We start from the raw sequence: 26861 nt of genomic DNA on the forward strand, positions 1-26861 counted from the left end.
TCCTTTTTAGGTGCTTTCAGTCATCGCTCCAGCTACTGCAGACCGGAGTTGAGTCATGGTTAAATAGTATTGATGGCTATCTCATCCTGCTTATACAGCCAGAATTCGACGCATTGCGTCACGATCACGGAGTTGCTCCTTCGCAAGCTCATGGGTAATTTTTCCCTTATCCATGACGTAGCAGCGTTGCGCCATGGTCATGATCATGTCCAGGTTCTGCTCTACGAGGAGAATGGTTACGCCCAGCTCGCGATTGAGCTTGAGAATGTTTCGTGAAATGTCCTTTACGATGTTGGGCTGAATACCTTCCGAGGGTTCGTCGAGTAGCATAAGTTTCGGCTTGCCCACCATGGCACGGCCGATAGCAAGCTGTTGCTGTTGCCCGCCGCTGAAGGTGCCCGCTCGTTGATTAGCCCGCTCTTTCAAGATGGGGAAGAATTCGTAAACCCGCTCATAGTCAACACCCTCGCCAGGCTGTTGGAGCATTTCGCCGACCTTGAGATTTTCCCTGACGGTCATGCGCGAGAAGACCTCACGCCCTTGCGGGATATAACCAATGCCCAAACGCGCACGTTCGTGAGATTCGAGCGCGCTAATATCCTTACCATCGAAACGGATAATGCCTTGCCGATTCTTGATAAGACCAATCAGCGTTTTCATTAACGTCGTCTTGCCGACGCCATTTCGACCGATGACGGCTACCACCTCGCCGCGACCAACACTCAGGCTGACCTCTTGCAGCACTGAGGTGGTACCGTAGCCAGAAATGACGCCCTCCACGCTCAACAGATTTGTACTATTCGTCGTCATCGGCTGTCCCCAGGTAAATACGTGCAACCTCTTCGTTAGCCTCTATTTCGTTGATCGTGCCTTCCGCAAAGATTTCACCGAAGTTCAGTACAGTGACCTTGTGGGCAATTTGGCGCACAAATTCCATGTCGTGTTCAACCGCCAAAATCGACATACCTTTGCGATTGAGCTCCTGGATCATCTCGCCCGTGCGCGCCGTTTCTTCTGGTGTCATGCCAGCTGTCGGTTCGTCAAGAAGTAGTAAACGCGGCTCTGTGCTCACTGCCATACCGATCTCAAGCCACTGCTGTTCCCCGTGTGAGAGTTCTCCAGCAAGTTCTCCGGCTTTATCGGTAAGCCTTACAAAAGCGAGTGCTTTATCGATAGCCGATGTCATGGAATCACCATGCAGGTGGTTTTGAACCGCGATTTGCATGTTTTGCCAAACGGAGAGTTCGGAGAAAATACCCGGCACCTGGAACTTGACGGCAATTCCCTGTTTCACGCGCTCGAAGGAACGAAGCTTGGTAATTTTTTGATCTGAAAAGTAGATCTCACCTGAGCTTGGTTGATGCTCACCGAGTACAAGCTTGAAAAACGTGCTCTTCCCAGCGCCATTCGGACCAATCAGGCATCGAATCTCACCATGCTCCATTGAGAAGTTCACATCCTGAGCAACTTTGACGCCGTCGAAATGCTTATATAATTTCTCAGTTCGCAATATGGTCACGACATGCCCTCCTTACGCTTACGATGGCGACCAAATAACTTGACCAACCCCGGGATCAACCCTTCCGGTAAAAAGACCACGACGACGACCAGCAGCAACCCCATAATGACAAAGGCGTAGTAGCTACCGTAAATAGTTAGGTTCTGGAAGATGCCAAGCACTACCAAGGTGCCCACCAGCGTTGCGGTGAGGTCTTTACGCCCACCCACTGCCACCCAAATAATGGGTAATGCGGCGGCCGCCAAATTCATGTTGGACGGGCTGATGTACTGCCCCCAAGCGGTATAGAGCACTCCGGAAAGTCCCGCTAAGCCACTGCCAATCACAAAAGCAATTAACTGATAGCGGCGTATGTCGTAACCGAGCATTTCAGCGCGGTGCGGATTTTCACGAATGGCAACCAGGACATTGCCGAATCTAGAATTGACCAGAACCCTTAAGCCCAGATAGCAAAGAACCAGCATGGCCAGAAGAAGGTAATAAAGTGGTACTCCCGAATACAGCGCTATATCTCCCCCAGCCCAAGGAATTGTCAGTGGCGGCATACCGGTCATACCATTGTCGCCACCAAGTCGAGCATCGCCTATCGCCCACTGAGAGCCCGCTGTCTGTGCCATAAAGGTGGCGAAGACCAACGTGGTAGAAAGAGTTACAATACCCAGAAATACGCCGCTAATACGTCCATAAAAAAGCATGTAGCCAAGCAACGCCGCCCCCAGACACGACATACCAACGCCAAGTAGCAAGCCGACAAGGGTCATTCCGTATGCCGCGCCAAAGTTAATCGTGATGACGCCATACGTATACCCGGCAAGCCCGAAGAAAGCAGTTTGGCCAAAGCTGAGCGCCCCCGTATATCCCCAGATCAACGACAGCCCAAGCGCCATAAACACCCAGCAAATGAAATAGGCGGTATTACCAACGCTCCAGGCATCTGCGAAACCGGGATAAACAACGGCTGTGCCAATGGCCAAGGCAAAGCCGACCCAAAACAGCGGACCGCGGCCTAATGTTTGCGGGCCATTAACGAGTCGTATCCAATGTGGCATTCGAGACGCTGACCGAGCTGTATTCGAACCTTGTCTTTGCAATATACCCATTTATGTACGCCCCTTGAGTAACCAGCCAGACAGGCCTTGTGGGAGAATACGGATAACCACCATGACCGTGATCAACAGCCCCACCTGCCCCATTAACTGCCCTTGCCAGCCAGTCAGAAAAGCCTTGATAACCGCGAGCGTAGCCGCTGCTGGTGCTGTACCCAGGAACACATCAGCACCGCCGACGACAACTGTCACAAAACTTTCTACTAAGAAATTGGCGCCAAGTGTCGGGACGATAGAGATCGTGGGTGCATAAAGAGCGCCTGCCAATCCCGCCAGCGCTGCCCCAAGGCCGAAGGTAAGGGAGTACATACGCCCGGTGTCGATACCCGCAGCTTTCGCCATGTGGGGTGCTTGGATCGTTGCCCGTGAGTGGATACCGAACGTCGTATGGTGAAACAGCAGATACAAGCCAATAAGCACGAGCACGGCCACACCAAGCAGTACCATTCGATAGGTTGAATAGCTGTAGTTACCCACCGAAAAACTACCCAGCGGCGTACTGACACCTGCCATGCTGGAGCCAAGCACAATCAGCGTACCTTGAGTAAGAATCAGGCTGATCCCCCAGGTGGCCACAATAGAGTCCAACGGCCGATGGTAGAGCCGATGAATAATCGTGCGCTCAAGCACAATGCCCAGAATCCCAGCAGCAAGGCTGCCGCATACCATAGCGATGGGCAGTGGAACCCCCATGCGCGCCGTTGCCACCGTTACGTAGGCGCCGCACATAATAAACTCGCCGTGAGCCAAGTTGATGATGCCCATCATCCCAAAAATTACAGCAAGTCCCATGGCGGATAGCACCAAGAAGGCAAACGCATCCCCAAACTGATAAAACGCTGTAAATGCGAAATGTAAATATTCCATATCCAGGCTCCTGAGCAGGAAAAGCCAGCGAGGTTTCCCGCTTAATGCAACTTCACAAGTCAGGCAGGGCGAAGCTCATCACCCTGCCGGGACGGTGCGTGATATTTACTCGTTTGGAGGGCTAGAAGGAGTGTACTGAGCACTTGGGTCGTTCTGGGTCAGGTCACAGCCGTTTTCACCCAGCCAGTAAGGCTCAATATTTTCCCAAGTTTCGGGAAAAGAAATCTCGTGGTTCTCATCCACTTTCGCCAGAAAGATATTGTGAGACATATGCTGGCTCCTAGGGTCTAGACACACGGTGCCGGAAGGGCCATCAAAGCAGACATCTCCCTCGGCGATAACTGCACGAAGGTCATCCTTATCGGTCGATCCGTCAGCACGTTCAACCATCTGCTTATAAAGGTGCATAGCGATATAAGAGTTCGCTGCTTCCTGATTCACATAGGGCGTATCAGGGAAGCGTTCATAGAACTTCTCAACGAAAGCATTCGCCTCAGGGGTGTCAACTTCTTCAATGAAGTTCGTCGTAACGTACATGTTTGCAAGGCTTGGTGGCGCAAAACGCTTATGCTCGTAGCCCTGCCCAACATTTACCGACGAGGCCATCGGAAGTCCAAGGTTGGCAGATGCTGCCTGCTCGTAATAAGACGCCTGATTGGAGCCAACCAATAACGTCACGACAAAGTCTGGAGCTTCACCCTGAATGTTCTGAATGGTCTGCGAGAACTGGGAAACACCCAGGGGGATGAAATCCTCGCCCACTATTTCTCCGCCCTCTTCTTCTACAATCCGACGTACCCACTCCGCCGAAATCTGACCAAAGTTATAATCCGCGGCAATCGTATAGACGTTAGGGCCATACTCTTCCATCATCCAGGGAATTAGCGTCGAAAACTGCTGCTCAGGAACTGCGCCAGTGACGATCATGTTGGCGTCACACACGCCGCCTTCGTACTGATTGTTATAAAACGCCAACCCATCAAATTGGTTAACAATCGGTCGGTACGCTTCCCGTGATGACGAAGCAAAACCCGCAAAAACGGTATCTACCTGATCACGCTGGAGAACCCGCCGCATCAACTCTTGGTATCGACGATCATCAGACTGAGTATCGTAAATAACAAGTTCCACCTCGCGACCAGCGATGCCGCCCGCCTCATTTATTTCCTCAGCCGCTAACTCTATGGCATTAACCTTAGCCTGCGTCACAGCTGCAAAGTTGCCGGACTGATCTTCAAGCACACCGATCTGGATAGGATCATTCGCTGAAGCGGTAGTGACTAATGAGCCCGCTAACAACGTTGATAAGGTTGCCGTTCTCTGAATTGTTGAGTATTTCATTTGTATACCCCTGAGTAAGTTTTACTTTTTTCTTCCTCGCCGTCCTGCAGCAACACAACTCCCTTGTCGCCTCTTCATAAAATGAGAGACGACCTTTTGCTCTTGAAGCCTGTCCGACATATTCCGCTTCGATTAACCTCAGTGAATCAGCTATGAATAACGGTTCAACCGGGATTCCCTAAGACGATGGATGGTGTCGGCACCCTCCTTTAATGCCGCCACAGCGATCTCACCCGAGACGATCATTGCCGCGAAATCCTCAAGAGACAGGCGTCGGCTCATGCTCGCCGAACGCAACAGGGCAAAGGCGTCATTGACCGAAATCCCCATATCTTCAATGAGCTTGATCGCCGCCGTGCATACGACTTGGCGGGCACGAACCTGCTGTTCCAAACGATGGAGTTTTTGCTCCGTCTCATAGCACTGATTAAACGCTTGGTAAGCAATCATAAGGCTCGCGAGAATGCCGCCCTTACGTAGCGGTTTGGTGAGATAGCCAGACACTTGGCGCTCGATGAACCAATTAACCGAGCTCGGTGCATCTGAACCGATAAGTGCAATCGCCGGCCCCTGCACGCGATCAATCATTTGCGTGATGTCGCCAAACTGGCGTCCCAACTCATCGTCGAAAAACACCAGATCAAACGGCCTATCAGACACAGCCTCATCCTGGTTTTCATGAACAACTGGAGTGACGCCAAGCTCCACCAGGAACTGAGTCAGCACCTCTCGATCTATTTCAGCGGCACACACAATCAATGCACGATGACCCCTGAAATTGCGTCGTGTGGTAACCGTCATCGCACGATCCTCAAGCCAATATTGTTTTGAGCAATGGGCGTTTCCGAGTGAGCAGAGCTTTCACCACATGCTTCAGCCCAAACGAGATAAGGATCCGGGCGAACGGGGGCGCTTGCTTCGGAGATCACTTTAAACGTCGCATCTTCTCGGGAGATTCCTAACCGGACGGTCAAATAACTGTGATTGCTCTCAGGATCGACATAGATCTTTCCCTGAGGCGCTTGGAAGGACGTTCCGTGCAGCGCTTTTTTCACCCGTTCGATATCAACGGAATCGGCGCCAGCCAAGGCAAGGGCAAGTAAGTGAACGGTGTTGTAGGAAGCCTCTGCATCTGCACTAGGTAGGGCATCATGGCCGTAGCGTTTGCGGTAGCTAGCGACAAACTTCTTGTTAACTTCTGTCTCAATAGTGGAGAAGTAAACGCTGGATGCGAGATGCCCAGCACACGCCTGCGGACCAATTTGAGCAAGTTCCGGTTCGCAAAGCGTGCAGCTGCCTACTACCGTTTTTTGAAGGGCTGCGTTCTCATCGCGCGCCTTGGCCAACGCTCGGTAAAACGCATAGCTAGACTCCCCGATCAGCATGTTCATAATGAAGGCAGGCCGCTTTTCGTGAATCTCTTCGATGATACGCGCCACATCCAGGTCACCGACCTGCAGGTAACGCTCAGCGATCATCTTCCCGCCATGCGCCTTGGTCAGCTCTCTGATAATGCGGCCATTTTCCCAGGCCCAGACATAGTTAGAGCCCACGAAGTAAACATCGCGAGTGATATGGGCAAGCACATGGTTCATCAGCGGTAAAACATGCTGGTTCTGAACAGCGCCTGTATAGATAACGTTATTATTGGTCTCAAAACCTTCGTAGTGAGACGGGTACCACAGCAAGCCATCGTATTTTTCAAAAATCGGGATAACTTCTTTGCGGCTGGAAGATGTATAGCAACCAATCACGTGCTTTACGCCTTCATGGCGTAGCAAGCTCCTCACGTGTGTGCTGTAGGCAGCGGTTTCACCGGCTGGCTCGCACTCGATGGGCACAAGATCAAAGGGATATCGTTTGTCCTGATTGACCTCTTCCAGCGCCAGCATCGCCCCATCACGCATTGAGCGACCAACGGTGGCGTAGGGGCCTTGGGTGGAGAAGAGTATGCCAACCGGGATATGACTGTTCATTGACTGACCGCCCTATTTCCAGACATAAAAAAGGGCTCACAACGCTACCTGACGGTAACGATGGGAGCCCTATTGCTCTGTGCACTTTCGGTGTATGCCGACGCACAACATGTCAATTGCTAAACTTAGACTGTGCCCCCTAAACGACATTGTCAATACGTTGACGCTATTCTTAAGTCGAGGGCCGTTATCACTAAACAACTATAAATAAGATAAAGCAACAAGCGTGCCAATTAAGCAAAGCACCACAATAGCGGCTTTTAAACACGATTAATGTAGGTATTGCGCCTCTTTTTGATGCATACAGAAGAATTTATGCTGCATGAAGGTGCATTCATGTTTTCCATGCTTGCACCACTGTGACGACCAGACAGTGAGAAAAATCAGTTGTACGCGGGATCGCAAGAACACAATCACTCTTTAATCCTAGGCTTTGTGCGAAAAGTTGGCTCGCAAGCAACGGTCGATGCACGCCATGCATACCATCGCCTTAGTCGGGTAGACCGGGCGATTGCTCGACCCGGCCCCCCACAGATCCGAGCATGCACGATTAGCGCACTCGGCTCCTCAATCACCAGTTTCACTGAAGGCTCAGCACTGCTGCATGATCCGCGCAGCAGGTAAAGGCAGCAGCTGGAACAGCTGGTCCGCCTTTGCCCACGAGAAGTACGCTCGCTGTGATCGGCGTCTCAGCCACTTCACCCACACCAACCGTACTCGGTAGAGGAACAGCTGGAGGGCTCGGATATTGCCCCGGATGCCGTAGTAGGCGTAATGGCCCTGCACCTTCCGCCTCAACAGCCTATGCTGCTCTCGGATCGGCAAGTGTCGGCTCCAGCGGCACCAGAGCGCAATTCGCTTGAGACCGCGCCGAAACCTGTCCTTCGCCGTCTTGCGCTTGATGATCAGGCGCCCGTGGCGTGACTTCCCCCAGTAGTGGGTGAAGCCCAGGAAATCAAAGGTCTCAGCGCGTTGCCCTGGGCGCGGCCGGAACCGCACCAACCGGGTCTTGGTCGGGTGCAGGGTGAGCCCATAGCGTGCGAAACGCTTGGGCAGCACCTCCAACACCTTGCGGGCGTCGGCTTCTGTGTTGAACGCCAGGACGGCATCGTCGGCAAACCGCACCTGGAATGCACGTCCGTGAAGTCGCGGCTTGACGTCTTTCTCAAACCACTCGTCCAGCACATAGTGCAGGTAGATATTTGCCAACAACGGGGATATCACACCCCCTTGCGGGCTTCCCACCTCCCCTTTCTGCCATTGCCCGGCTTCCAATACCCCGGCCTTTAGCCATTTGCCGATCAAGCGGAGGACCACACCGTCCTTCACTCGTTGCTGCAGAAAGTCTCGCAGGTGCTGATGGTCGATCGTGTCGAAGAAGGCTTTGATGTCCAAGTCAATGACCCAGCCACCGCTCATCGACGACAGCCCTTCCCACACCGCCTTGACGGCCTGATGCGCTGAGCGGCCCGGCCGGAAACCATATGAGCAATCCAGAAAGTCATGCTCGTAGAGCGGCTCCAGCAGGGCCACCACGGCACGCTGCAGGACCTTGTCTTCGAAGGTGGGGATACCGATCGGCCGTGTGTTGCGCCCATCTCCCTTGGGAATGTGGATGCGTCGCACCGGCGGCGCCTTGTAACGACCGCTCTTGGCGTCCTCCAGCAGCCGCTGGATGTTGGCCTCGAAGTCGCGCACGAAGTCGTCCGCCGTCTGGCCATCAATCCCGACGGCACCATCACGGCGCGTCATCAGGGTGGCCGTCTTTAGCCACTGGGCATCGATATAGTGCGCCAGAGACGTGAAGGCACGCTGCGGGAAGCGCTCTGCCAGCGCTGCTATCCGCAATTGTTTCGTGGACATGACCTCAGGTTCCTGTGCACCTGCCATGTTTCCCTCTTGCGGTTCTGATGATTGGTCGCCCCTTCCCTCCAACGGGTCCCATCGAGCCGGTTCCCCGCCTTCGTCGGTACTATGAGCGACTCCGACTCCCGCCTTTCCTTCCGGTCGGCTCCTGATGGTCACCTGACCTCAGCTTATTCATGAGACCGGCCTGAAAACGAAGATAGTCGGGTAGACCGAGCGATTGCTCGACCCGGCCCCCCACAGATCCGGACGTGCGCAATTAACGCATCCGGCTCTTCAACCATCAGTTTCGCTGAAGGATCAGCATGGGTGAACGATCCTCGCCTTGGGAAACGGCAGTAACTTAAAGAGTTGAAGCGCATTCCGCCACACAATCCTTGCCTTCTGGGATCGCCGGCTCAGCCATTTGATCCAGCACCACTTCACCCGATGGCGAAACGTCTGTATGGATCGCATATTGCCGCGAATACCGTAGTAGGCAACGTGACCTTGGATCTTACGACTCAACTTCTCATGCTGTTCCCGGATCGGCAGGTGACGATTCCACCGGCACCACTGTGAGATGTGCTTGAGCCCACGCCGAAACCTATCCTTCGCCGTCTTGCGCTTGATAACCAAGAGCCCGCGGCGTGACTTCCCCCAGTAGTGGGTGAAGCCCAGAAAGTCGAAGGTTTCGGCACGCTGCTCACGATACGGGCGGAACCTCACCAGGCGGGTCTTGGTCGGGTGCAGGGTGAGGCCGAAGCGCGCGAAGCGCTTGGGCAGTACTTCCAGCACCTTGCGGGCGTCAGCTTCACTGCTGAATGCGAGCACGGCATCGTCGGCGAAACGTACCTCAAATGCGCGTCCTCGCAGGCGTGGCTTGACGTCTTTCTCAAACCACTCGTCCAGTACATAGTGGAGATAGAGGTTCGCCAGCAATGGGGAAATGACCCCGCCCTGTGGGCTGCCGACTACTCCCTTCTGCCACTGCCCAGCCTCCAGTACTCCGGCCTTGAGCCACTTGCCGATCAGGCGAAGGATCACACCGTCCTTCACTCGTTGCTGCAGAAACGCTCGCAGGTGCCGGTGGTCGATCGTGTCGAAGAAGGCCTTGATGTCCAGGTCGATGACCCAGCCACCTCCCATCGACGACAGGCCATCCCACACCGTCTTGATGGCCTGGTGTGCCGAGCGCCCCGGCCGAAAGCCGTACGAACAATCCAGGAAGTCATGCTCGTAGAGAGGCTCCAGTAGGGACACCACGGCACGTTGCAGGACCTTGTCTTCAAAGGTGGGAATGCCGATCGGCCGTGTGGTACGCCCATCCCCTTTGGGGATATGGACACGCCGCACCGGCGGCGCCCGGTAACACCCGCTCTTGGCCTCTTCCAGCAAGCGCTGGATATTGATCTCGAAGCCGCGCGCGAAGTCGTCCGCCGTCTGGCCATCAATCCCGACCGCACCGTCATGGCGCGTCATGAGGTAGGCCGTTTTCAGCCACTGGGCGTCGATATGATGCGACAGTGACGTGAAGGCACGCTGCGGAAAACGCTCTGCCAGCGATGCTATCCGCACTTGTTTCGTGGACATGACTTCAGGTTCCTGAGCACCTATCATGTTTCCCTCGTACGGTTCTGATGGTTGACCACTCCTTCCCTCCACCGGGTCCCATCGAGCTGGTTCCCCGATTTCATCAGTACTATGAGTGGCTCCGACTCCCATTACCCCATCTGGCCGGCTCGCTACACTCGCCGTACCGTACCTCCTGAGTGGCTGTTGTTTCGCTCCCATCACCGCCAGTCACTGCAGTGCTGGGCCAGGGAGCTTGGGGGCAGGTGGCTCCCGTACCTGATAGCGTTAGATCGGAGGAGGGAAATGGGCCTCCCAGGTTCCTGGGAACCCCCTGTGTGAACATGCCCTGCTCTAATGACCCCGGCGACCTTCGTTCACCAAGCCTTTTCAGTGAACTCGTGTTGCCTTCCGCTATCCGCAGGGCGTCGGCGATCGCGTGGTGAAAATTTCGGGGCTCAATGACACGGCCTACTCACTTGCTGTCTACGCTTCACAGCGGCGGTTGCCCGACGCTGCGCAAGACTCGCTACCGGCTGGCGGCTACCCTTGGCCGGGTGGGAATTTCACCCACTGGGGTTCAACTCACCCTTTCTGCAGGCCCTGGCCTGCTCCCAGATGACCAAGCTTTGCCTGGCGCACGCGGATGGTATCCTCTTGAAAAATCAGTGTGTTCCGCCAAGAACCTGATCCAAGGGAGCCATCCGCTATGGGTGAAAGCCTATCCACCTGGACGCCCTCGTGCAACGGCTCTGTCCGTGTCGAGCTGAGCGGCCACCGCACCACCAGCGACAGCGGCGCTTTGTTGCTGCGCGAAGCCCTCGACAGCAGCGGCGTGATCGAGGCGCTGGAAGACAATCTGGTCGACTTCCGCAACCCGCTACGCATCCGCCACTCGCTGGCCAGCCAGCTGCGTACCCTGGTGCTGCAACGGGCGATGGGCTGGATCGATCTCAGCGATACCGACACGCTGTGCCATGACCCGGTCTGGCAGTTGGCCTGCAGTGATGCACGGGGGATGACGCCCCTCGCCCAGGAGCGGCCGTCCCAAGCCACGCTGTCGCGGTTGCTGACCTGTCTCGGCAGCGACGACAACATCGATGCCGTGCACGAAGGCCTGCTGCGGCTGGTGGTCTGGCGGCTGACCTCGCTGAAGAACGGCGAACGTCCCAAGCAGCTGACGCTGGACATCGACGGCCTGCCGATCGAGGTTCACGGCCACCAGGGCGGCTCGGCCTATCATGGCCTGTACGGCGCACGGATCTATTCGCCGCTGGTCGCTTCGCTGGCCGAAACCGGTGACATGGTGGGCGGCCTGCTGCGCGAGGGCAACGCCGGCCCGGCCGAGAATGCTGACACCTGGATCCCCCACCTGGTGAAGCGGCTCAACGAGAGCACCGGTGCCCAGGTTCGGGTGCGTATCGATGCCGGATTCACCGACAATGACACGCTGGAGGCGCTGGAAGCGCGCGACATCGAGTACCTGGGCCGGTTACGTAGCCACAAGGGCCTTCAAAAACTGGCAGCGCCCTTCCTGAAGCGGCCCCGCGGCCGACCGCCTGAACAGCCTCGAGAATGGTGCCATGACCTTGAGTACCAAGCGGGTTCCTGGTCGGCACCGCGTCGCGTGGTGTTGGTGGTGCAGGAGCGCCCCGATGACCTGCTGCTGCATGCCTTCTTCCTGGTCACCAACCTCGGCAAGTTCGACTGGCCGCCAGAGAAGGTCCTGGCGCTCTACCGCAAGCGCGGGAGCGCCGAGGCCCACATGGGCGAGGTGAAGTCGGCGCTGGACGTGCACCTGTCGTCGACGGATCGCGGTGCCTCCACGGTTCAGGAGGTCATGGCCCGCAACGAGGTGAGCTTGTTGCTGAGCCTCTACGCCTACCAGGTCCTGCATGGCCTGCGCTGCTTGCTGGTGCGTCAGACCCGGCAGGGCTGGAGCCTGAGCCGGCTGCGCGAGCAGGTACTCAAGGTCGCCGCCACGCTGAAGCTGCACGCCCGGCGCATCACCGTTCACCTCGGCGATGCGGCTGACAAATGGTGGCCTGCCTTGCTGAAGGGGCTGCCGAAGCTGACCGCGCTGGGCTGACTCGTCGGCGATATCACCCCCGATCCCTGCGCCAAGCAGCTCTACTTCGGCTGACGGTGACGGCTGCACGAATGACGGCAATTCATTCCTTTAGGCTATAAATAGAGCGAGAATTTGCGCTTTTTTGCATATGACAGCGGGTTCTCATGCTGCCAACGGCGGTGCCGGTGGGCCGGTGTTGGCAGCGAGGGCTGAAAATCCACTCAGCCAGCGCCCTCATGAATAAGGCGGGGTAAGCTCTTGATATGTTTGGCGCGCCCGGCAGGAATTGAACCTGCGACCTTCGGCTTCGGAGGCCGACACTCTATCCAACTGAGCTACGGGCGCTTTGGGTGCGTATCGTACCCGTGTGGGCGCGTGGTGTCCAGCCGCTTGGCGGTTTTCGGTGCGTAGATGATTGACCGTTTTCCCTGCGGTGGTGCATGCTCTGGGGGCACTTTTGCGCCTCGCACCTACCCTGATCCGTTTGGGAACATAATAAATGAAAACATTTGCACGTAGTACGCTGGCACTGGGCATCTCACTGGCGCTGGTTGGCGCCGCGAACGCCAACGAATTTGCCGACATGAACCCCGTCACCCTTCGCCTGGCCCACGTGGTGAACGAGCAGGATGGCTTCCATATTGCCGCCACCAAGTTCGAAGAGCTGGTGGAAGAGCGCACCGAAGGCAAGGTGAACATCGAGATCTTCCCCAACGCCTCGCTGGGCGATGAGCGCACGCTGCTGGAAGGCATGCAGATCGGCACCGTGGACATGGGCGTGATCACCAACGGGCCGGTGGCCAACTTCGTGGAAGAGATGGCGGTCTTCGAACTGCCCTTCCTGTTCCCCACTCCCGAAGCCGCCTATGGCGTGCTGGATGGCCCCATCGGCCAGGAGCTGCTGGACAAGCTGGCCGACGTGAACCTGAAAGGCCTGGCCTACGCCGAGCGCGGCTTCCGCAACCTGACCAACAGCGAGCGCGCCGTGAACTCGCCGGAAGACCTGGATGGCCTGCGCATTCGCGTGATGGAAAACCCGGTTTACACCGATACCTTCCGCGAGCTGGGGGCCAACGCCATCCCGATGGCCTGGACCGAAGCGCTGACCGCCATGCAGCAGGGCACCATCGACGGCCAGGAAAACCCGGTGAACGTGATTCACTCGTTCAAGCTGGATGAAACCCAGAACTACATGACCCTCTCACGCCACACCTACGCCCCGGCAATTTTCGTGATGGGCATGCCCGCCTGGAACCAGCTGCCGGAAGCCGCCCAGGACGTCATCCGCCAGGCCGCCCAGGAAGCCGCCGAGCATGAGCGTCAGGTGAACGCCGATATGGAAGCCGAACAGCTGGCTGCCCTGCGCGAGGCGGGCATGGAAATCAACGACTCCCCCGATATGGAAGCCTTCCAGGCCGCCGTTGCGCCGGTTTATGAGAAGTACGGCCAGCAGTTCGGTGATTACCTGCCGCGCATTCAGGAGGCGCTGAATCAGTGATGCCCTTTGCACAGCCTCTTTTGACGCTGCTGCAACGCATTGAACGTGGGCTGGATGCCATCATCCAGCCCGTCGTGTTTGCGGGCATGGCAGCTTTGATCGGTGTGATCACGCTACAAATCGTGTCCCGGGTGTTTTTCAGTGCCGTGGGCTGGACCGAAGAGGTCGCGCGGTTTCTGCTGGTATGGATCACCTTTCTCGCGGGCACGCTGGCCTTCCAGCGTGGGCGGCACATTGCGGTCACCTTTGCGGTGGATGCCCTGCCCCTGCCGCTGCGCAAGCTGGCCAGGTTGGCCGCGCTGGCCATCGTGCTGGCCTTCATGGTCACGCTAGTGGTCATCGGCCATCGCTACATGCAGGTACAAAGCTTTCAGAAGTCGGCCGCGCTGCGTCTCTCGATGACCTACGTCTACGCCGTCATTCCGCTCTCGGCGGGCATCATGGCGTGGTATGCGCTGGTAGACATGGTCGAGGTGCTGGTTCACGGGCAGCCCATCACCGCCCAGGAGGAAGTGCTATGACGCTGGTGCTGTTCGGGCTGTTCTTCCTGTTCATGCTGCTGGGCGTGCCGATTGCCTTTGCCATTGGCGCCAGCACGCTCTACGCCCTGCATCAGTCGGGGGTGCCACTGATGGTGGTCACCCAGCAGATGTTCCAGGGCATCAACTCGTTCGCCCTGGTGGCCATTCCCATGTTTATCCTGGCCGGTGATTTGATGGCCCAGGGCAAGGTCAGCGAGCGGCTAGTGAGCTTTGCCGATTCGCTGGTGGGCTTCATGCGCGGCGGGCTCTCGGTGGTCTCGGTGATGGCGGGCATGTTTTTCGCGGCCATTTCCGGCTCGGGGGCGGCCACCACGGCGGCGGTGGGGTCTAGCCTGGTGCCGGAGCTGAAGCGCAAGGGCTACGACCCCGCCTCGGCGGCCAGCCTGATCGCCGCCAGCGGCACCATCGGCGTGGTGATCCCGCCTTCGGTGCCGATGATCATCTACGCGGTGATCGCCCAACAGTCGGTCTCCAAGCTGTTCCTGAACGGCTTCTTGCCGGGGCTGGCCATGGGCCTGGCGCTGATGGCCATTGCCATCACCCAGGCGTACAAGCGCCAGTACCCGAAAGGCACACCGCTCTCGCTGGCCACCATTTGGCGCACGTTGAAAGCGGCCAGCTGGGGGCTGATGACGCCGGTGATCATTCTGGGGGGTATCTTCTCGGGGATTTTTACGCCGTCGGAAGCGGCGGTGGTGGCGGTGAACTACGCGCTGCTGGTGTCGCTGTTCGTGTACCGGGACTTGACCCTGCCCCAGGTGTACAAGCTGTTGATCCGCTCGGCGATGACCACCGCCGTGATCATGCTGGTGATTGCCATGTCGGCGGTGCTGAGCTGGACGCTCTCCAGCTGGCAGGTGCCCGGTGCGATTGCCCAGTCGGTGCTGTCGCTCTCCACCAACCCCTACGTGATCATGCTGCTGGTGGTGGCGGTGATTCTGCTGACCGGGGTGTTCATCGAGACGGCCAGCGCCTTGATCATCCTAACCCCGGTGCTGCTGCCGCTGGTGCTGCAGCTGGGCATCGACCCGATCCACTTCGGGCTGATCATCGTGGTGGGGCTCTCGATTGGCATGATTACTCCCCCCGTGGCCATCAACCTGTACGTGGCCTCGTCGGTGACTCAGCTGCCGCTGGAGCGCATCACCCGCGCCATTATCCCTTACCTGCTAGGGCTGATCGGCGTTCTGCTGCTGGTGGTTTACGTGCCTATCCTGCTGGGCTGGTCGGGCCACTGAACCGACGCCTCGGCCTCTATCACCTCGCGGGCGGTGACTTTTCACCGCTCGCGGGGTGTGCGTCAGAGGCTTAGCCCTCTTCTGCCAGATTACGCCCTGGCGTGCCTGCCTCGAACGCCAGCACGTTCTCGAACGCGTCGCCAAAGTAGAGCTCGTAGCTGTCTTTCTCCACGTAGCCCAGGTGGGGCGTGGCCAGGAAGTTGGGCAGCGCCAGCAGCGGATGCTCGGTCACCGGCTCTTCGTCGAACACGTCCACGGCGGCCATGCCGGGGCGGCCAGCCTTCAGCGCCGCTTCCAGTGCGCCCGCTTCGATCAGCGGGGCGCGGCTGGTATTCACCAGCACGGCGGTCGGCTTCATGCTGGCCAGGTTGGCGGCGGTGACGATCCCGCGGGTTTCCGGGTTCAGGCGCAGGTGCAGGCTCAGCACATCGCTGCGTTCGAAGAATGCTTCCTGCGAGGTAGCGACTTCCAGCCCCGCCTCGGCGGCCCGCTGGCGGGTGCCCTCGCGGCCCCATACCAGCACGTTCATCTCGAACGCCTGGCCGTAGCGGGCCACCAGTTGGCCAATCTTGCCGTAGCCAAACACGCCCAGGGTGCGCCCTTTCAGGCCCATGCCCAGGGTGCGCTGCCAGCGGCCTGCCTTGAGGTTGGCCACCTCGTCGGGAATGCGCCGCATGGCCGAGAGCACCAGCCCCCAGGTGAGCTCCGCGGCGGCGTAGGGCGAGCCAGTGCCTGCCAGCACCACCACCCCGTGCGCTCGGCAGGCGGCCATATCCACGTGAGCCGCGCCGCCGCCGGTTTGGCTGATCAGCTTGAGCCTGGGCAGCCGCGCCAGCAGGGACGCGGTGATCGGCGTGCGCTCACGAATCAGCACCAGCGCGTCAGCGTCCTTGAAGCGCTCGACCAGCGCATCCTCATCGGTAACGGTGTCGCTGTAAATCGTCACCTGGTGGCCCGCCAGTTTGGCGAAGGCATCCAGGTCGCGTACACAATCCTGGTAATCATCGGGAATGACAATGTTCATCAAAGCGGCTCCTTGCGTATGGCCCGCGCCTCTCCACCTGGCCAAGGATTCGGCGTCAGCGAGTAAAGCATCAACATAAACGGAAACGTCCCACCACCCAAGCCCCCCTTCAGGCAGGTGATGAATACCTCATGTCAGCTGCCGTGCCAGGTCGAGGAAGTCCTCGGCCACCAGGTCGAAGCAGGGGTCGATGCTCAGGTCCGGCGTGGCCGTGGGGCCAAACTCCAGCGGGCGCTTCACGAACGCCGTGCGCATGCCTTCCCGGTGGGCGGCCTGCAGGTCGTCCTGGTGGGCGGCCACCATCAGAATCTGCGAGGGTTTCAGGTCGAGGAGATTGGCCGCCATGTGGTACACCTCGGGGTCGCGCTTGTAGTGCCCGGCAAGCTCGGAGGAGAGCACGCAGTCCCAGGGAAGCCCCGCGTGGCGGGCCATGTTCACCAGCAGCGACACGTTACCGTTGGAGAGCGTGGCCAGAATGAAGCGCTGCTTTAGCGTCTGCAGCCCTTCGACGCTATCCGGCCAGGGCGTGAGGCGATGCCATACGCGGTTCAGGTACTGCTTGTCGGCCTCGCTCAGCTGGTCGGCCACGCCGAACTCTTCCAGCAGGGTATCCAGCGTCATGCGGTGCAGCGCATCCAGCTTGGTCCAAGGCAGCTCCCCCTGACGTACGCGGTTCATGGCCGGGGCGTAGCCTGCCCGCCAGCGGTCGGCAAACGCCGGCCAGTCGATGGCCAGGCCCTTGGCGGCGTTGAGCTGTTCGCCTTCGCGAATGACGCTGCCGCGCCAGTCCACCACGGTGCCAAACACATCGAAGGTGAGCGCCTTGATGTCATCAACGAAATCAGTGGTCATGGGGTGTCTCCTGAGGGGATAGCAGATGGTCGACCAGATGACGCGCCACCACCGGAAGGCTCGCGTGATGGCGCATGCCAATCACCAGCTCCCGGGTAGCCCATTCGTCGGCCAGCGGAATCATGCGTAGCTTGAGGTCTTTCAGGTCTCGATAGAGCGTGCGCTGGGGCAGCACCCCCACGCCCAGGCCGTAGTGAATCATGCGGCAGATGGCATCGAAGCTGCGTACCTGTATGCGCATGCGCAGGTTTCTACCGGCCTGGCTGGCCTGTTCATGCAGCAGCGACTGTAGCGAGGCGTCCTGTTGTAGCCCCACGAAATCGTACTCCGCCGCCTGGTGCAAATAGAGCTTGTCATGCTCCGCCAGCGGGTGGTCCTGCGGGGTGACCAGCACCAGTTGGTCCCGCCGATAGGGGCGCACCTCCAGCTCATCGGCGGCCACGTGGCTGGCAAAGATGCCGATATCGGCCACGCCGTCGCGCACCGCCGCAATCGCTTCGCTGCTGGTGCGCTCCTGCAGGTCGATCTTGATCTGCGGGTACTCCCGGGCAAAGGCGCTGAGATCCTGGGGCAGAAAAGCAATGATCGCCGAGGTATTGGAATGAATCCGCACGTGGCCCCGCACGCCTTCGCCGTACTCGCTCAGCTCGGCCTGCAACCGGGCCACATCTTCCAGAATACGCCGGGCGTGGTGCAGGAAGGCCCTGCCAGCGGGGGTCAGCTCCACGCCACGTGGCCGCCGATACAGAAGCTCGGTGCCCACCAGTGTTTCCAAGTCGCTGACCCGCTTGCTGACCGCCGCCAGCGCCAGGTGCTCACGCTCCGCCGCAGCGGTCAGGCGCCCTTCGTCGGCAATCGCGACGAACAGTCTGAGCGTGACAAAATCGAATCGCAGCATGGCATCTACCCGGTCAGTGGTTGGAAACGTGGTCGAAAACATCGTTGGAAAAAATACCGCGCGTCGCCTCAGGGTTCGCCAGTGACGAACACCCGTTTCCTGATTGCCTAATTGTGATGCTCGGCAGGCTCGCAGATGCTTGATGAACAACAACACGCCGCGTCTGCATCCAGACCCGCCTGTCAGATCAAGCGTTATCAGGAGCCATCATTATGACAACGCGACAGCTTCCTCTCGATGGACTTAAAGTCGTAGAGCTTGGCCAGCTCATCGCCGGTCCGTTTGCCACCAAGCTGCTGGGGGAGTTCGGGGCGGACGTGATCAAGATCGAGCCTCCCGGCACCGGCGACCCCCTTCGCAAATGGCGTATTCTCGAAGAGGGCACCTCGCTGTGGTGGCACGTCCAGAGCCGTACCAAGCGTTCAGTGACGCTGGACCTGCGCAGCGAACAGGGCCAGGAGGTGGTGCGCCGCCTGGCCGCCGAAGCCGATGTGATCGTCGAGAATTTTCGCCCCGGCACGCTGGAAAGCTGGGGGCTGGGCTACGACACGCTGGCCGCCCAGAACCCGGGCTTGATCATGGTGCGAGTTTCCGGCTTTGGCCAGACCGGCCCCTACCGCAACAAGCCAGGCTTTGGGGTGATTGGCGAAGCCATGGGCGGGCTGCGCTACTTGACCGGCCACCCCGGCGAGCCTTCGGTGCGGGTGGGGGTCAGCATCGGCGACTCGCTTTCGGCGCTCTACGCGGTGATCGGCACTCTGTTGGCCCTGCAGGAGCGTCAGCGCAGCGGCCTGGGGCAAGAGATCGATGTGGCCCTGTACGAATCCGTGTTTGCCATGATGGAGAGCCTGCTGCCGGAGTTCGATGCCACCGGCCAGGTGCGGGAGCCCAGCGGCAGCGCGCTGCCCGGCATTACGCCATCCAACGCCTACCGCACCTGCGAAGGCGAATACGTGCTGATTGCCGGTAATGGCGACAGCATCTTCAAGCGCTTGATGGGTGTGATTGGCCGTGAGGATCTCGCCAACCACCCCGCCATGGCCCACAACGATGGCCGCAGCCAGCACGCCAGCGAGATCGATGCGGCCATTGAAGCCTGGACCCAGACCCGCCGCCGCGACGACATTCTCAGCGCCCTGGACGACGCCCGCGTACCGGCAGGCTTCCCCTATACCGCCGCCGATATCGCCAACGACCCCCACTACCTTGCCCGAGAGATGATCCAGAGCGTCACCCGCGCCGATGGCCGCCCACTCAAGGTGCCGGGCGTGCTGCCCAAGCTGAGCGCCACCCCCGGCAGGCTGGGGCAAGGCGGGCCGACGCTGGGCGCCCACACCGATGACGTACTGGAAGAGCTGGGCATCGATGCCGCCACCCGCGACAAGCTGCGCCAAGCGGGCATTATCTAACCGGAGACCGCCATGACCACCCTACAAATCAACGAAGTGGCCCCCCGCGATGGCTTTCAGAGCGAAGAGCGCTTTATCCCCACCGAACAGAAAGTCGCGCTGATCGACGCTCTCACCGCCACCGGCATTGCGCGCATCGAGGCCACCTCCTTCGTCTCGCCCAAGGCCATTCCCAACCTGCGCGATGCCGCCGACGTGGTGAATGCCATTCAGCGCCGCGACGACGTGGAGGTCACCGTGCTGGTGCCCAACGTCAAGGGAGCCGAGCGGGCGCTGGCCTGCGGCGTGGATGAAATCAACCTGGTGATGTCGGCCAGTGACGCCCATGGCCGCGCCAACCTGCGCATGACGCCAGAGGCGTCACTCGAACAGTTCGCCTCGATCATCCAGCTGGCACAGGGGAGCGGCGTGTTCATCAACGCCTCGCTCTCCACCACCTTTGGCTGCCCCTTCGAAGGCAAGGTGCCCGAAGCCCGCGTGCTCAGCCTGATCGAGCAGCAGCTGGCGCTAGGCGTGGAAGGCATCACGCTGTGCGATACCACCGGCGTGGCCAACCCCGCCCAGGTCGGCGCGCTATGCCGCCAGGTGCTGGAGCGTTTTCCCGGCGTGCCGTTCACGCTGCATTTCCACAACACCCGGGGCATGGGGCTGGCCAACGCCCTGGCGGCGTGGCAAGCGGGCATCCTGCGATTCGATGCCTCGCTGGGTGGTCTGGGCGGCTGCCCGTTTGCCCCCGGGGCCACGGGCAATGTCTGCACCGAAGACCTGGTGCACATGTTCGAGCAGATGGGCGTCGCCACCGGCGTCAACCTGCCCGCGTTACTGGATATTTCCGCCACCTTGCCAGCGCTGATCGGCCACGACACGCCCGGTCAGGTGGTGAAAGCCGGCAGCGCGGACCGCTGCTACGCCCTGCCCTGAACACGTTTTCTCCCGAATCCTCTGTGCCACCGATAACAACGACAACCTGGTGAATGACCATGACCGCATCCTCCCCTGTTCCGCCGTCAAACCTTGCCCAACAGCTGCTTCAGCGTCACTTGGTCAGCGGCGAGCTGCCCCCTGGCAGTGAAATCGCCCTGCGCATCAACCAGGCCCTGCTGCAGGACGTGCTGGGCACGCTGGTCATGCTGGAGCTGGAAGCCATGGGGCTCGACCGTGTACACACCGAGCCCAGCGTGCAGTACATCGACCACGGCCTCGTCCAGGCCGACAACCTGAACGCCGAAACCTACCTGTTTCTGAAAAGTGCCTGCGAACGCTTTGGCGTGTGGTACTCAGGCCCCGGCAACGGCATCAGCCATCCGGTGCACATGGAAAACTTCGGTGTGCCCGGCGAGTCCATCGTCGGTTGCGACAGCCACACCACGGCGGCGGGTGCCCTCGGCATGCTGGCCATTGGCGCAGGCGGCATCGAAGTGGCCATGGCCATGGCAGGCGAGCCGCTGTACATCACCATGCCGAAGATTTGGGGCATCAAGCTGGAAGGCCAGCTGCCCGACTGGGTCTCGGCGAAGGACATCGTACTGGAACTGCTGCGCCGCCACGGCGTGGCGGGCGGCAAGAACACCATCATCGAGTATTACGGGCCGGGGCTTGCCCACCTTTCCGCCATGGACCGCCATGTGCTGGCCAACATGGGCACCGAGATGGGAGCCACGGCCACGGTGTTCCCCAGCGATGACGAGACCCGGCGCTTTTTGGCCTCCCGAGGCCGGGAAGCCGACTGGAGCCCGCTGGCTGCCGAGCCCGGCTGCCACTACGACCTGCACGAGACCCTCGACCTCAGCCAGCTGGAACCCATGATTGCGCTGCCCTCCAGCCCGGATAACGTCGTCACCGTGCGTGAGGCGGCGGGCCAGCCGCTGCATCAGGCGTACATCGGCTCGTCGGGCAACCCCGGCTTTCGCGATTTTGCCGTGGTGGCCGAGATCGTGCGCGGCCAGCAGGTGGCCGACGGCGTTTCGCTGGATATCAACCCCTCTTCCCGCCAGGTGCTGACCTCGCTCATCGAGCAGGGCTACCTGGCCGACCTGGTCGCCAGCGGCGCACGGCTGCACCAGGCGGGCTGTAATGGCTGTATCGGGATGGGGCAAGCGCCCGCCGTGGGGCTCAACAGCCTGCGTACCGTGCCGCGCAATTTTCCCGGGCGCTCCGGCACGCGGGAAGACAGCGTATTTTTGTGCAGCCCGGAAACCGCCGCCGCCTCGGCGGTGGCCGGGGTGATCACCGACCCACGCACCCTCGACATGCCCTACCCCCGCCCGCAGGAGCCCGCCCGAATCGAGGTAAACCGTGCCCTGTTCAACGCGCCGCTGCCTCTCCATGAAGCAACGCTGAAAGCGCTGCAGAAGACCGACAACACCCCGGCCCTGCCAGAGCTCGTCCCATTGCCGGACCGCCTGGAAGTGCCGGTGCTCCTGGTCACCGGCGACAATATCTCCACCGATGACATCATGCCTGCCGGGCAGCGGGTGCTGCCCTACTGGAGCAGCGTGTATGCCTCGGCCCCCTTCACCTTCGAGGCAGTCGACCCGCACTATGCCGAGCGCGCAGAAAGCACTCGCACCCAGGGTGGACACGCGATTATCGGCGGAACGAATTACGGCCAGGGTTCCAGCCGCGAGAATGCCGCACTGGTGCCGCGCTATTTGGGGCTACAGGTGGTGGTCGCGAAGAGTTTTGCGCGGATTCACTGGCAAAACCTGATCTGCTTTGGTGCGCTGCCCCTCACCTTTACCCGCGAGGAAGACAGCGCCCGGCTAACCCAGGGCGACTGCCTGGTGATCGAGGGGCTCTACGCGCAGCTGGAACGCGGGGACACGCTGACCGCGCATATCCCCGGCAAGGGCGAGCTGACGCTGCATCATGGGCTCAGCCCCCGCCAACGGGAGCTGATTGCGCAAGGTGGCGTGATCAACCACCTGCGCCAGCGTCACCGTTAGTGGCATCGCCATTTACAGCAACTGAGGCCAACCACAGAGGTTCAATGTGTCATCTTTAGCCATTTTGCGACATTTATTACTTTGCTAACAAATAATTAATAGCCGACAGGCGTTTTCATAACCTAGGTTAAGGTTATCAGGGAGTTATCAGTTCAATGTAGCTGAGTGGTGGCCAGGGATGGCCCGTTTTGACACGACGCCAACCACGTTTTTCCGCTGCCCTGACCGCTTACCGCCTGGTCAGGGCAGCTTTTTATCAGGCGCTTGCTGCCGCTGGGCGCCGCTCTTCCAGCATGCCTTTGTCGAGTATGAAGCGAATGATCTCTTCGAGGCCAACGCCATCGTAGAGGTTGGTGAACACGAACGGGCGTTCGCCGCGCATTTTCTTCGAATCTCGCTCCATCACTTCCAGCGACGCGTGTACCTGCTCGGCGATATCGATCTTGTTGATGATCAGCAGGTCCGACTTGGTAATGCCCGGGCCACCCTTGCGTGGAATCTTGTCGCCTGCGGAGACGTCGATCACGTACAGGGTGAGATCGGAAAGCTCGGGGCTGAAGGTGGCGGAGAGGTTGTCGCCACCGGACTCTACCAGCACCAGCTCCAGGCTGGGGTGGCGGGCGTGCAGCTCGTCAATGGCCGCCAGGTTCATCGAAGCATCTTCCCGAATCGCCGTGTGCGGGCAGCCGCCGGTTTCCACCCCCAGGATGCGGTCGGCTGGCAGCGCATCGTGGCGCAGCAGGAAGTCGGCGTCTTCGCGGGTGTAGATATCGTTGGTGACCACGGCAATATCGTAGTGGTCGCGCAGCGCCGAACAGAGCTGCTTGAGCAGCGCGGTTTTGCCGGAACCTACCGGGCCACCCACGCCAACGCGTAAACAGTGAGTCATTGTCTTCTCCTGAATGATGCCAGTTAACTTCTAAATAAGCGGGAGTATTGGGTTTCATGCAGGGCGCTGGCCAGGGCCACACCGGGCAGCACGGGGCCCAGCGCGTCGTCGTCCAGGTACTTCGCCCGGTCGACGGCCACGACCAGTTCGCTGCGTAGCCGCTCGATGATACGTTGTGCCGCAGTATGCCCCAACGGCAGCGCTTTACAGGCCACGGCCAGCTGGTTTTCCAGCCAGGCCCAGGCAAACCCCAGCTGCGCCTGATGAACGGGAATGCCCCGTTGATAAGCCGCCCAGCTGAACATCGTGACGTAACCCGCCTGCGGTGGCAAAAGCGGCGTCAGTGAGTCTTCACCTGGCAGCCGTTCATCGTTTGGCAATAGCGCCAGGCTGCCCAGCAGCCGTGTGAGTGACGCGCCCAGGCGGCTATCTTCTGCGGCCAGTTCGGCGGTTTCACGGGTAGCGGCCAGCCAGTGGTCCCACTCGGCAACCGTGCCGCCTTGCTGGGCGGCAAAGGCACCGTATAGCCGATCGATCACCGGCAGCTCACAGCGGGTCAGGCCATCTTCCAGCACCCCAGACAGCCACTCGCTCAGGCTCTCTTCATCGCGGACCCAGCCCAGTTCGAAGGCGCTTTCCAGCCCCTGGGAAAAGGCGAAGGCGCCGATGGGCAGCGCCGGGCTCACCAGCTGCAGCAAGCCCAGCAGCGCCAGGTCCGGCGAGGTGTCTGGCTTAGTGGGCATGGCTGTGTCCATGGTCGTGGTCGTGGTCGTGGTCGTGAGCATGGGAATGCCCGTGGCCATGGCTATGACCATGGCCGTGCGAATGCCCACCCCCCACCTGGTTATAGGCGCCCGGCTCGGGGTCGAAGGTGGCGTTGTGGTGCTCGAGCGTCGCGCCCAGCAGCTCGGCCAGCTCTTCGAGAACGTGGTCGGGTGGGAAACGCACCCAGCCGCCCTGCTGGTCTTCTCCCAGCGCCAGCTGCACATGGCGATTGCCGAGGTGGTACGCCAGCCGGGCTAGGGGTAAGCCAGTACTCACTCGCGCGGTCACCACGGGCTCGATGGCGGCACAAACGCGCACGATCTCGCCATTTTCGGCCTTCAAGCCGTCACCATCGCGCAATACCGGGCCGCGATCCAGAAACAGGCCCAGCGGCTGGCCGCTGTCGCTTTCGGCTTTCAAGCGGCCACGAATACGCAGCTCGAAGGGCAGAGTCAGCGTGTCGCTGGCGGTGCTTGCGTCTATCGGCCCTAAGCGTTCTATCAGTTTCAACATTACTACCGTCCCGTTGAAAGAGTTGTTCGTCATATTCTGTGTCTCACTCTCCAGCTTGAAGCCATGGAGCCAGCGACCTCTGTGGGAGGCCGCCTGAATGGTCGCGAGCTAAAGCTACCTCCCACTGTGCCACTCTCAGGCTGGCAGAAGTGGACTCATATCGATGAACGAACTTTCGAAAAAGCTCCCTAGCGCCTATCGCTATGGGCGGTGCATTCCAATCAAAACAAGTGATACCGCTGCGCCAGCGGCAGTTCAGTCGCGGGTTCGCAGGTGAGCAGTTCGCCGTCGCAGCGCACTTCGTAGGTTTGCGGGTCGACGGTGAGCTCTGGGCAGGCGTCGTTGAGCTTCATGTCCTTTTTGCGCACGCCGCGCACGTTCTTGCAGGCCGACAGCGTACTTTGCAGGCCCAGCCGCTCCTTGATGCCCGCATCGATGGCGGCCTGGCTGACGAAGTTGAGCCTTACCTGGCTGGCCGCCCGGCCAAAGGTGCCGAACATGGGGCGGTAGTGCACCGGCTGCGGCGTGGGAATCGAGGCGTTGGGGTCGCCCATGGGCGCTCCGGCAATCATGCCGCCTTTCAAAATCAGCGCCGGTTTGACACCGAAGAAGGCGGGCTTCCACAGCACCAAATCGGCCAGCTTGCCCACTTCAATGGAGCCAACTTCATGGGCGATGCCGTGAGTAATGGCGGGGTTGATGGTGTATTTGGCGATATAGCGCTTGGCGCGCAGGTTGTCGGCCCCCAGCGCTTCATCTTCCGGCAACAGGCCGCGCTGCACCTTCATTTTATGGGCCGTTTGCCAGGTGCGGCAGACCACTTCACCCACGCGGCCCATGGCCTGGGAGTCGGAGGCGATCATCGAGATCACGCCCAGGTCGTGGAGGATATCCTCGGCAGCGATGGTTTCGCGACGAATACGTGAATCGGCAAAGGCCACGTCTTCGGGAATATTGGGGTCCAAGTGGTGGCAGACCATGAGCATGTCGAGATGCTCGTCGATGGTGTTCACCGTGTAGGGCCGCGTGGGGTTGGTGGAGGACGGCAGCACGTACTCCTTGGAGCAGGCGGTGAGAATGTCCGGGGCGTGGCCGCCGCCTGCACCTTCGGTGTGGTAGGTATGGATGCCGCGCTCCTTAAAGGCCGCCAGGGTGTCTTCCACGAAGCCGGATTCGTTGAGCGTATCGGTGTGGATGGCGATCTGCACATCGTACTTTTCCGCCACGCTCAGGCAGGTATCGATGGAGGCGGGGGTGGTGCCCCAGTCTTCATGCAGCTTGAGTCCCATCGCACCCGCTTCCAGCTGCGCTTCGAGCCCTTCCGGCAGGCTGGCGTTGCCTTTGCCCAGCAGGCCGATGTTCATGGGCAGGTCGTCCACGGCCTGGAGCATCTTGCCAATGTGCCACTCGCCGGGGGTGCAGGTGGTGGCGTTAGAGCCCGTGGCGGGGCCAGTGCCACCGCCCAGCATGGTGGTGACACCGCTCATCAGCGCTTCTTCCACCTGCTGGGGACAGATGAAGTGGATATGGGCGTCGATGCCACCGGCGGTGAGGATCTTGCCTTCACCGGCAATCACTTCGGTGCCGGGGCCAATGACGATCTCGACATCGGGCTGAGTGTCGGGGTTGCCTGCCTTGCCAATGGCGGCGATGCGGCCATTTTGCAGCCCCACATCGGCTTTGACGATACCCCACCAGTCGAGAATCAGCGCGTTGGTGATCACGGTGTCCATTACCGAGGCATCCTGGCGCTGGCTTTGGCCCATGCCATCGCGGATCACCTTGCCGCCGCCGAACTTCACTTCTTCACCGTAGTGGGTGGCGTCTTTTTCGACTTGAATCCATAGCTCGGTGTCGCCCAGGCGCACGCGGTCGCCTACCGTGGGGCCGTACATATCGGCGTAGGCGCGCCGACTGATCTTGTTTACCGGTTTCATGTATTGCCTCTCCTAAAAGATGAAGCTTGGCAAGGGGGAGCCTAATCGCCTGAC

The 26861-nt window shown here is 59.9% G+C and carries 23 protein-coding genes and 1 tRNA gene; 7 read left to right on the top strand and 17 right to left on the bottom strand.

Annotated elements, in window-relative coordinates:
• Positions 1-90: 90 nt before the first annotated feature.
• The 9 genes from KVY02_RS16865 to ltrA (KVY02_RS16905) all read right to left on the bottom strand — a co-directional run bounded on the left by KVY02_RS16865 (position 91) and on the right by ltrA (KVY02_RS16905) (position 10247).
• A complete protein-coding gene (locus KVY02_RS16865; protein WP_218313986.1) occupies positions 91-810 on the bottom strand; it encodes an ABC transporter ATP-binding protein in 720 nt (239 codons plus the stop codon).
• Positions 797-1519, bottom strand: a complete 723-nt coding sequence (locus KVY02_RS16870) for an ABC transporter ATP-binding protein (RefSeq protein WP_180091736.1) — start codon at positions 1517-1519, stop codon at positions 797-799. The genes KVY02_RS16865 and KVY02_RS16870 overlap by 14 nt, the downstream gene beginning before the upstream one ends.
• A complete protein-coding gene (locus KVY02_RS16875) occupies positions 1516-2619 on the bottom strand; it encodes an ABC transporter permease subunit (RefSeq protein WP_218313987.1) in 1104 nt (367 codons plus the stop codon). The genes KVY02_RS16870 and KVY02_RS16875 overlap by 4 nt, the downstream gene beginning before the upstream one ends.
• Positions 2620-3492 (bottom strand): ABC transporter permease subunit, encoded by an 873-nt coding sequence (locus KVY02_RS16880; RefSeq protein ID WP_218313988.1) that lies wholly within the window; start codon positions 3490-3492, stop codon positions 2620-2622.
• A 105-nt stretch (positions 3493-3597) separates the two neighbouring features.
• Entirely contained in the window at positions 3598-4833 is a 1236-nt protein-coding gene (locus KVY02_RS16885) for an urea ABC transporter substrate-binding protein (RefSeq protein WP_218313989.1), read from the bottom strand.
• 150 nt (positions 4834-4983) lie between these two features.
• Positions 4984-5634 carry an ANTAR domain-containing response regulator gene (locus KVY02_RS16890; protein WP_218313990.1) on the bottom strand — a complete coding sequence of 217 codons (651 nt, stop codon included), beginning with the start codon at positions 5632-5634 and terminating at the stop codon, positions 4984-4986.
• Positions 5631-6809 (bottom strand): transporter substrate-binding domain-containing protein, encoded by a 1179-nt coding sequence (locus KVY02_RS16895; protein ID WP_218313991.1) that lies wholly within the window; start codon positions 6807-6809, stop codon positions 5631-5633. Before KVY02_RS16895 ends, KVY02_RS16890 begins: the two co-directional genes overlap by 4 nt.
• Positions 6810-7400: 591 nt before the next feature.
• Positions 7401-8672 carry a group II intron reverse transcriptase/maturase gene (ltrA, locus tag KVY02_RS16900; RefSeq protein WP_218313982.1) on the bottom strand — a complete coding sequence of 424 codons (1272 nt, stop codon included), beginning with the start codon at positions 8670-8672 and terminating at the stop codon, positions 7401-7403.
• 303 nt (positions 8673-8975) lie between these two features.
• Positions 8976-10247, bottom strand: a complete 1272-nt coding sequence (gene ltrA / locus KVY02_RS16905; RefSeq protein WP_062376020.1) for a group II intron reverse transcriptase/maturase — start codon at positions 10245-10247, stop codon at positions 8976-8978.
• A 649-nt stretch (positions 10248-10896) separates the two neighbouring features.
• Between ltrA (KVY02_RS16905) and KVY02_RS16910 the strand changes: the two genes are divergently transcribed.
• The gene (locus KVY02_RS16910) at positions 10897-12315 is read left to right on the top strand and encodes an IS1380 family transposase (protein ID WP_218313992.1); all 1419 of its coding nucleotides are present in this window, start codon (positions 10897-10899) and stop codon (positions 12313-12315) included.
• A gap of 250 nt (positions 12316-12565) precedes the next feature.
• Here KVY02_RS16910 and KVY02_RS16915 read toward each other — a convergent pair.
• Positions 12566-12642, bottom strand: a tRNA-Arg gene (locus KVY02_RS16915).
• A gap of 154 nt (positions 12643-12796) precedes the next feature.
• On the opposite strand from KVY02_RS16915, the gene KVY02_RS16920 reads away from it, so the two are divergent.
• Genes KVY02_RS16920 through KVY02_RS16930 form a run of 3 tightly spaced genes read left to right on the top strand, consistent with a single transcriptional unit; the run spans position 12797 to position 15575 of the window.
• Positions 12797-13795: a TRAP transporter substrate-binding protein gene (locus KVY02_RS16920; RefSeq protein ID WP_081193358.1), complete on the top strand. Its 999-nt coding sequence runs from the start codon at positions 12797-12799 to the stop codon at positions 13793-13795.
• The gene (locus tag KVY02_RS16925) at positions 13795-14316 is read left to right on the top strand and encodes a TRAP transporter small permease (RefSeq protein WP_081193360.1); all 522 of its coding nucleotides are present in this window, start codon (positions 13795-13797) and stop codon (positions 14314-14316) included. Before KVY02_RS16920 ends, KVY02_RS16925 begins: the two co-directional genes overlap by 1 nt.
• The gene (locus KVY02_RS16930) at positions 14313-15575 is read left to right on the top strand and encodes a TRAP transporter large permease (RefSeq protein ID WP_096921874.1); all 1263 of its coding nucleotides are present in this window, start codon (positions 14313-14315) and stop codon (positions 15573-15575) included. The genes KVY02_RS16925 and KVY02_RS16930 overlap by 4 nt, the downstream gene beginning before the upstream one ends.
• Positions 15576-15645: 70 nt before the next feature.
• Here the strand turns inward: KVY02_RS16930 and KVY02_RS16935 are convergent, their stop codons facing one another.
• The 3 genes from KVY02_RS16935 to KVY02_RS16945 all read right to left on the bottom strand — a co-directional run bounded on the left by KVY02_RS16935 (position 15646) and on the right by KVY02_RS16945 (position 18349).
• On the bottom strand, positions 15646-16599 hold the full coding sequence (locus tag KVY02_RS16935) for a D-2-hydroxyacid dehydrogenase family protein (RefSeq protein ID WP_218313993.1): 954 nt from the start codon (positions 16597-16599) through the stop codon (positions 15646-15648).
• A gap of 129 nt (positions 16600-16728) precedes the next feature.
• Positions 16729-17451, bottom strand: a complete 723-nt coding sequence (locus tag KVY02_RS16940) for a haloacid dehalogenase type II (protein ID WP_218313994.1) — start codon at positions 17449-17451, stop codon at positions 16729-16731.
• Positions 17441-18349: a LysR substrate-binding domain-containing protein gene (locus KVY02_RS16945; protein ID WP_144981229.1), complete on the bottom strand. Its 909-nt coding sequence runs from the start codon at positions 18347-18349 to the stop codon at positions 17441-17443. The genes KVY02_RS16940 and KVY02_RS16945 overlap by 11 nt, the downstream gene beginning before the upstream one ends.
• A gap of 212 nt (positions 18350-18561) precedes the next feature.
• On the opposite strand from KVY02_RS16945, the gene KVY02_RS16950 reads away from it, so the two are divergent.
• Genes KVY02_RS16950 through KVY02_RS16960 form a run of 3 tightly spaced genes read left to right on the top strand, consistent with a single transcriptional unit; the run spans position 18562 to position 22703 of the window.
• Positions 18562-19758, top strand: coding sequence for a CaiB/BaiF CoA transferase family protein (locus tag KVY02_RS16950; protein ID WP_016915351.1), 1197 nt, complete (start codon positions 18562-18564; stop codon positions 19756-19758).
• 12 nt (positions 19759-19770) lie between these two features.
• Positions 19771-20679, top strand: coding sequence for a hydroxymethylglutaryl-CoA lyase (locus tag KVY02_RS16955; RefSeq protein WP_218313995.1), 909 nt, complete (start codon positions 19771-19773; stop codon positions 20677-20679).
• A 59-nt stretch (positions 20680-20738) separates the two neighbouring features.
• A complete protein-coding gene (locus KVY02_RS16960) occupies positions 20739-22703 on the top strand; it encodes an aconitate hydratase (RefSeq protein WP_256357532.1) in 1965 nt (654 codons plus the stop codon).
• Positions 22704-22959: 256 nt separating this feature from the next.
• On the opposite strand, the gene ureG is transcribed toward KVY02_RS16960, so the two are convergent.
• The 4 genes from ureG to ureC form a co-directional block, all read right to left on the bottom strand.
• A complete protein-coding gene (ureG, locus tag KVY02_RS16965) occupies positions 22960-23592 on the bottom strand; it encodes an urease accessory protein UreG (protein WP_016915354.1) in 633 nt (210 codons plus the stop codon).
• Between the two features lie 23 nt (positions 23593-23615).
• Positions 23616-24335, bottom strand: coding sequence for an urease accessory protein UreF (locus KVY02_RS16970; RefSeq protein ID WP_218313997.1), 720 nt, complete (start codon positions 24333-24335; stop codon positions 23616-23618).
• Positions 24325-24870 (bottom strand): urease accessory protein UreE, encoded by a 546-nt coding sequence (gene ureE / locus KVY02_RS16975; RefSeq protein WP_218313998.1) that lies wholly within the window; start codon positions 24868-24870, stop codon positions 24325-24327. Before ureE ends, KVY02_RS16970 begins: the two co-directional genes overlap by 11 nt.
• Before the next feature lie 221 nt (positions 24871-25091).
• The gene (ureC, locus tag KVY02_RS16980) at positions 25092-26807 is read right to left on the bottom strand and encodes an urease subunit alpha (RefSeq protein WP_144981253.1); all 1716 of its coding nucleotides are present in this window, start codon (positions 26805-26807) and stop codon (positions 25092-25094) included.
• Positions 26808-26861 lie beyond the last annotated feature (54 nt).

Origin of the sequence: Halomonas sp. 18071143, from assembly GCF_019211725.1 — a bacterium.
In the GTDB taxonomy this organism is placed as follows: Bacteria; Pseudomonadota; Gammaproteobacteria; order Pseudomonadales; family Halomonadaceae; genus Vreelandella; species Vreelandella stevensii.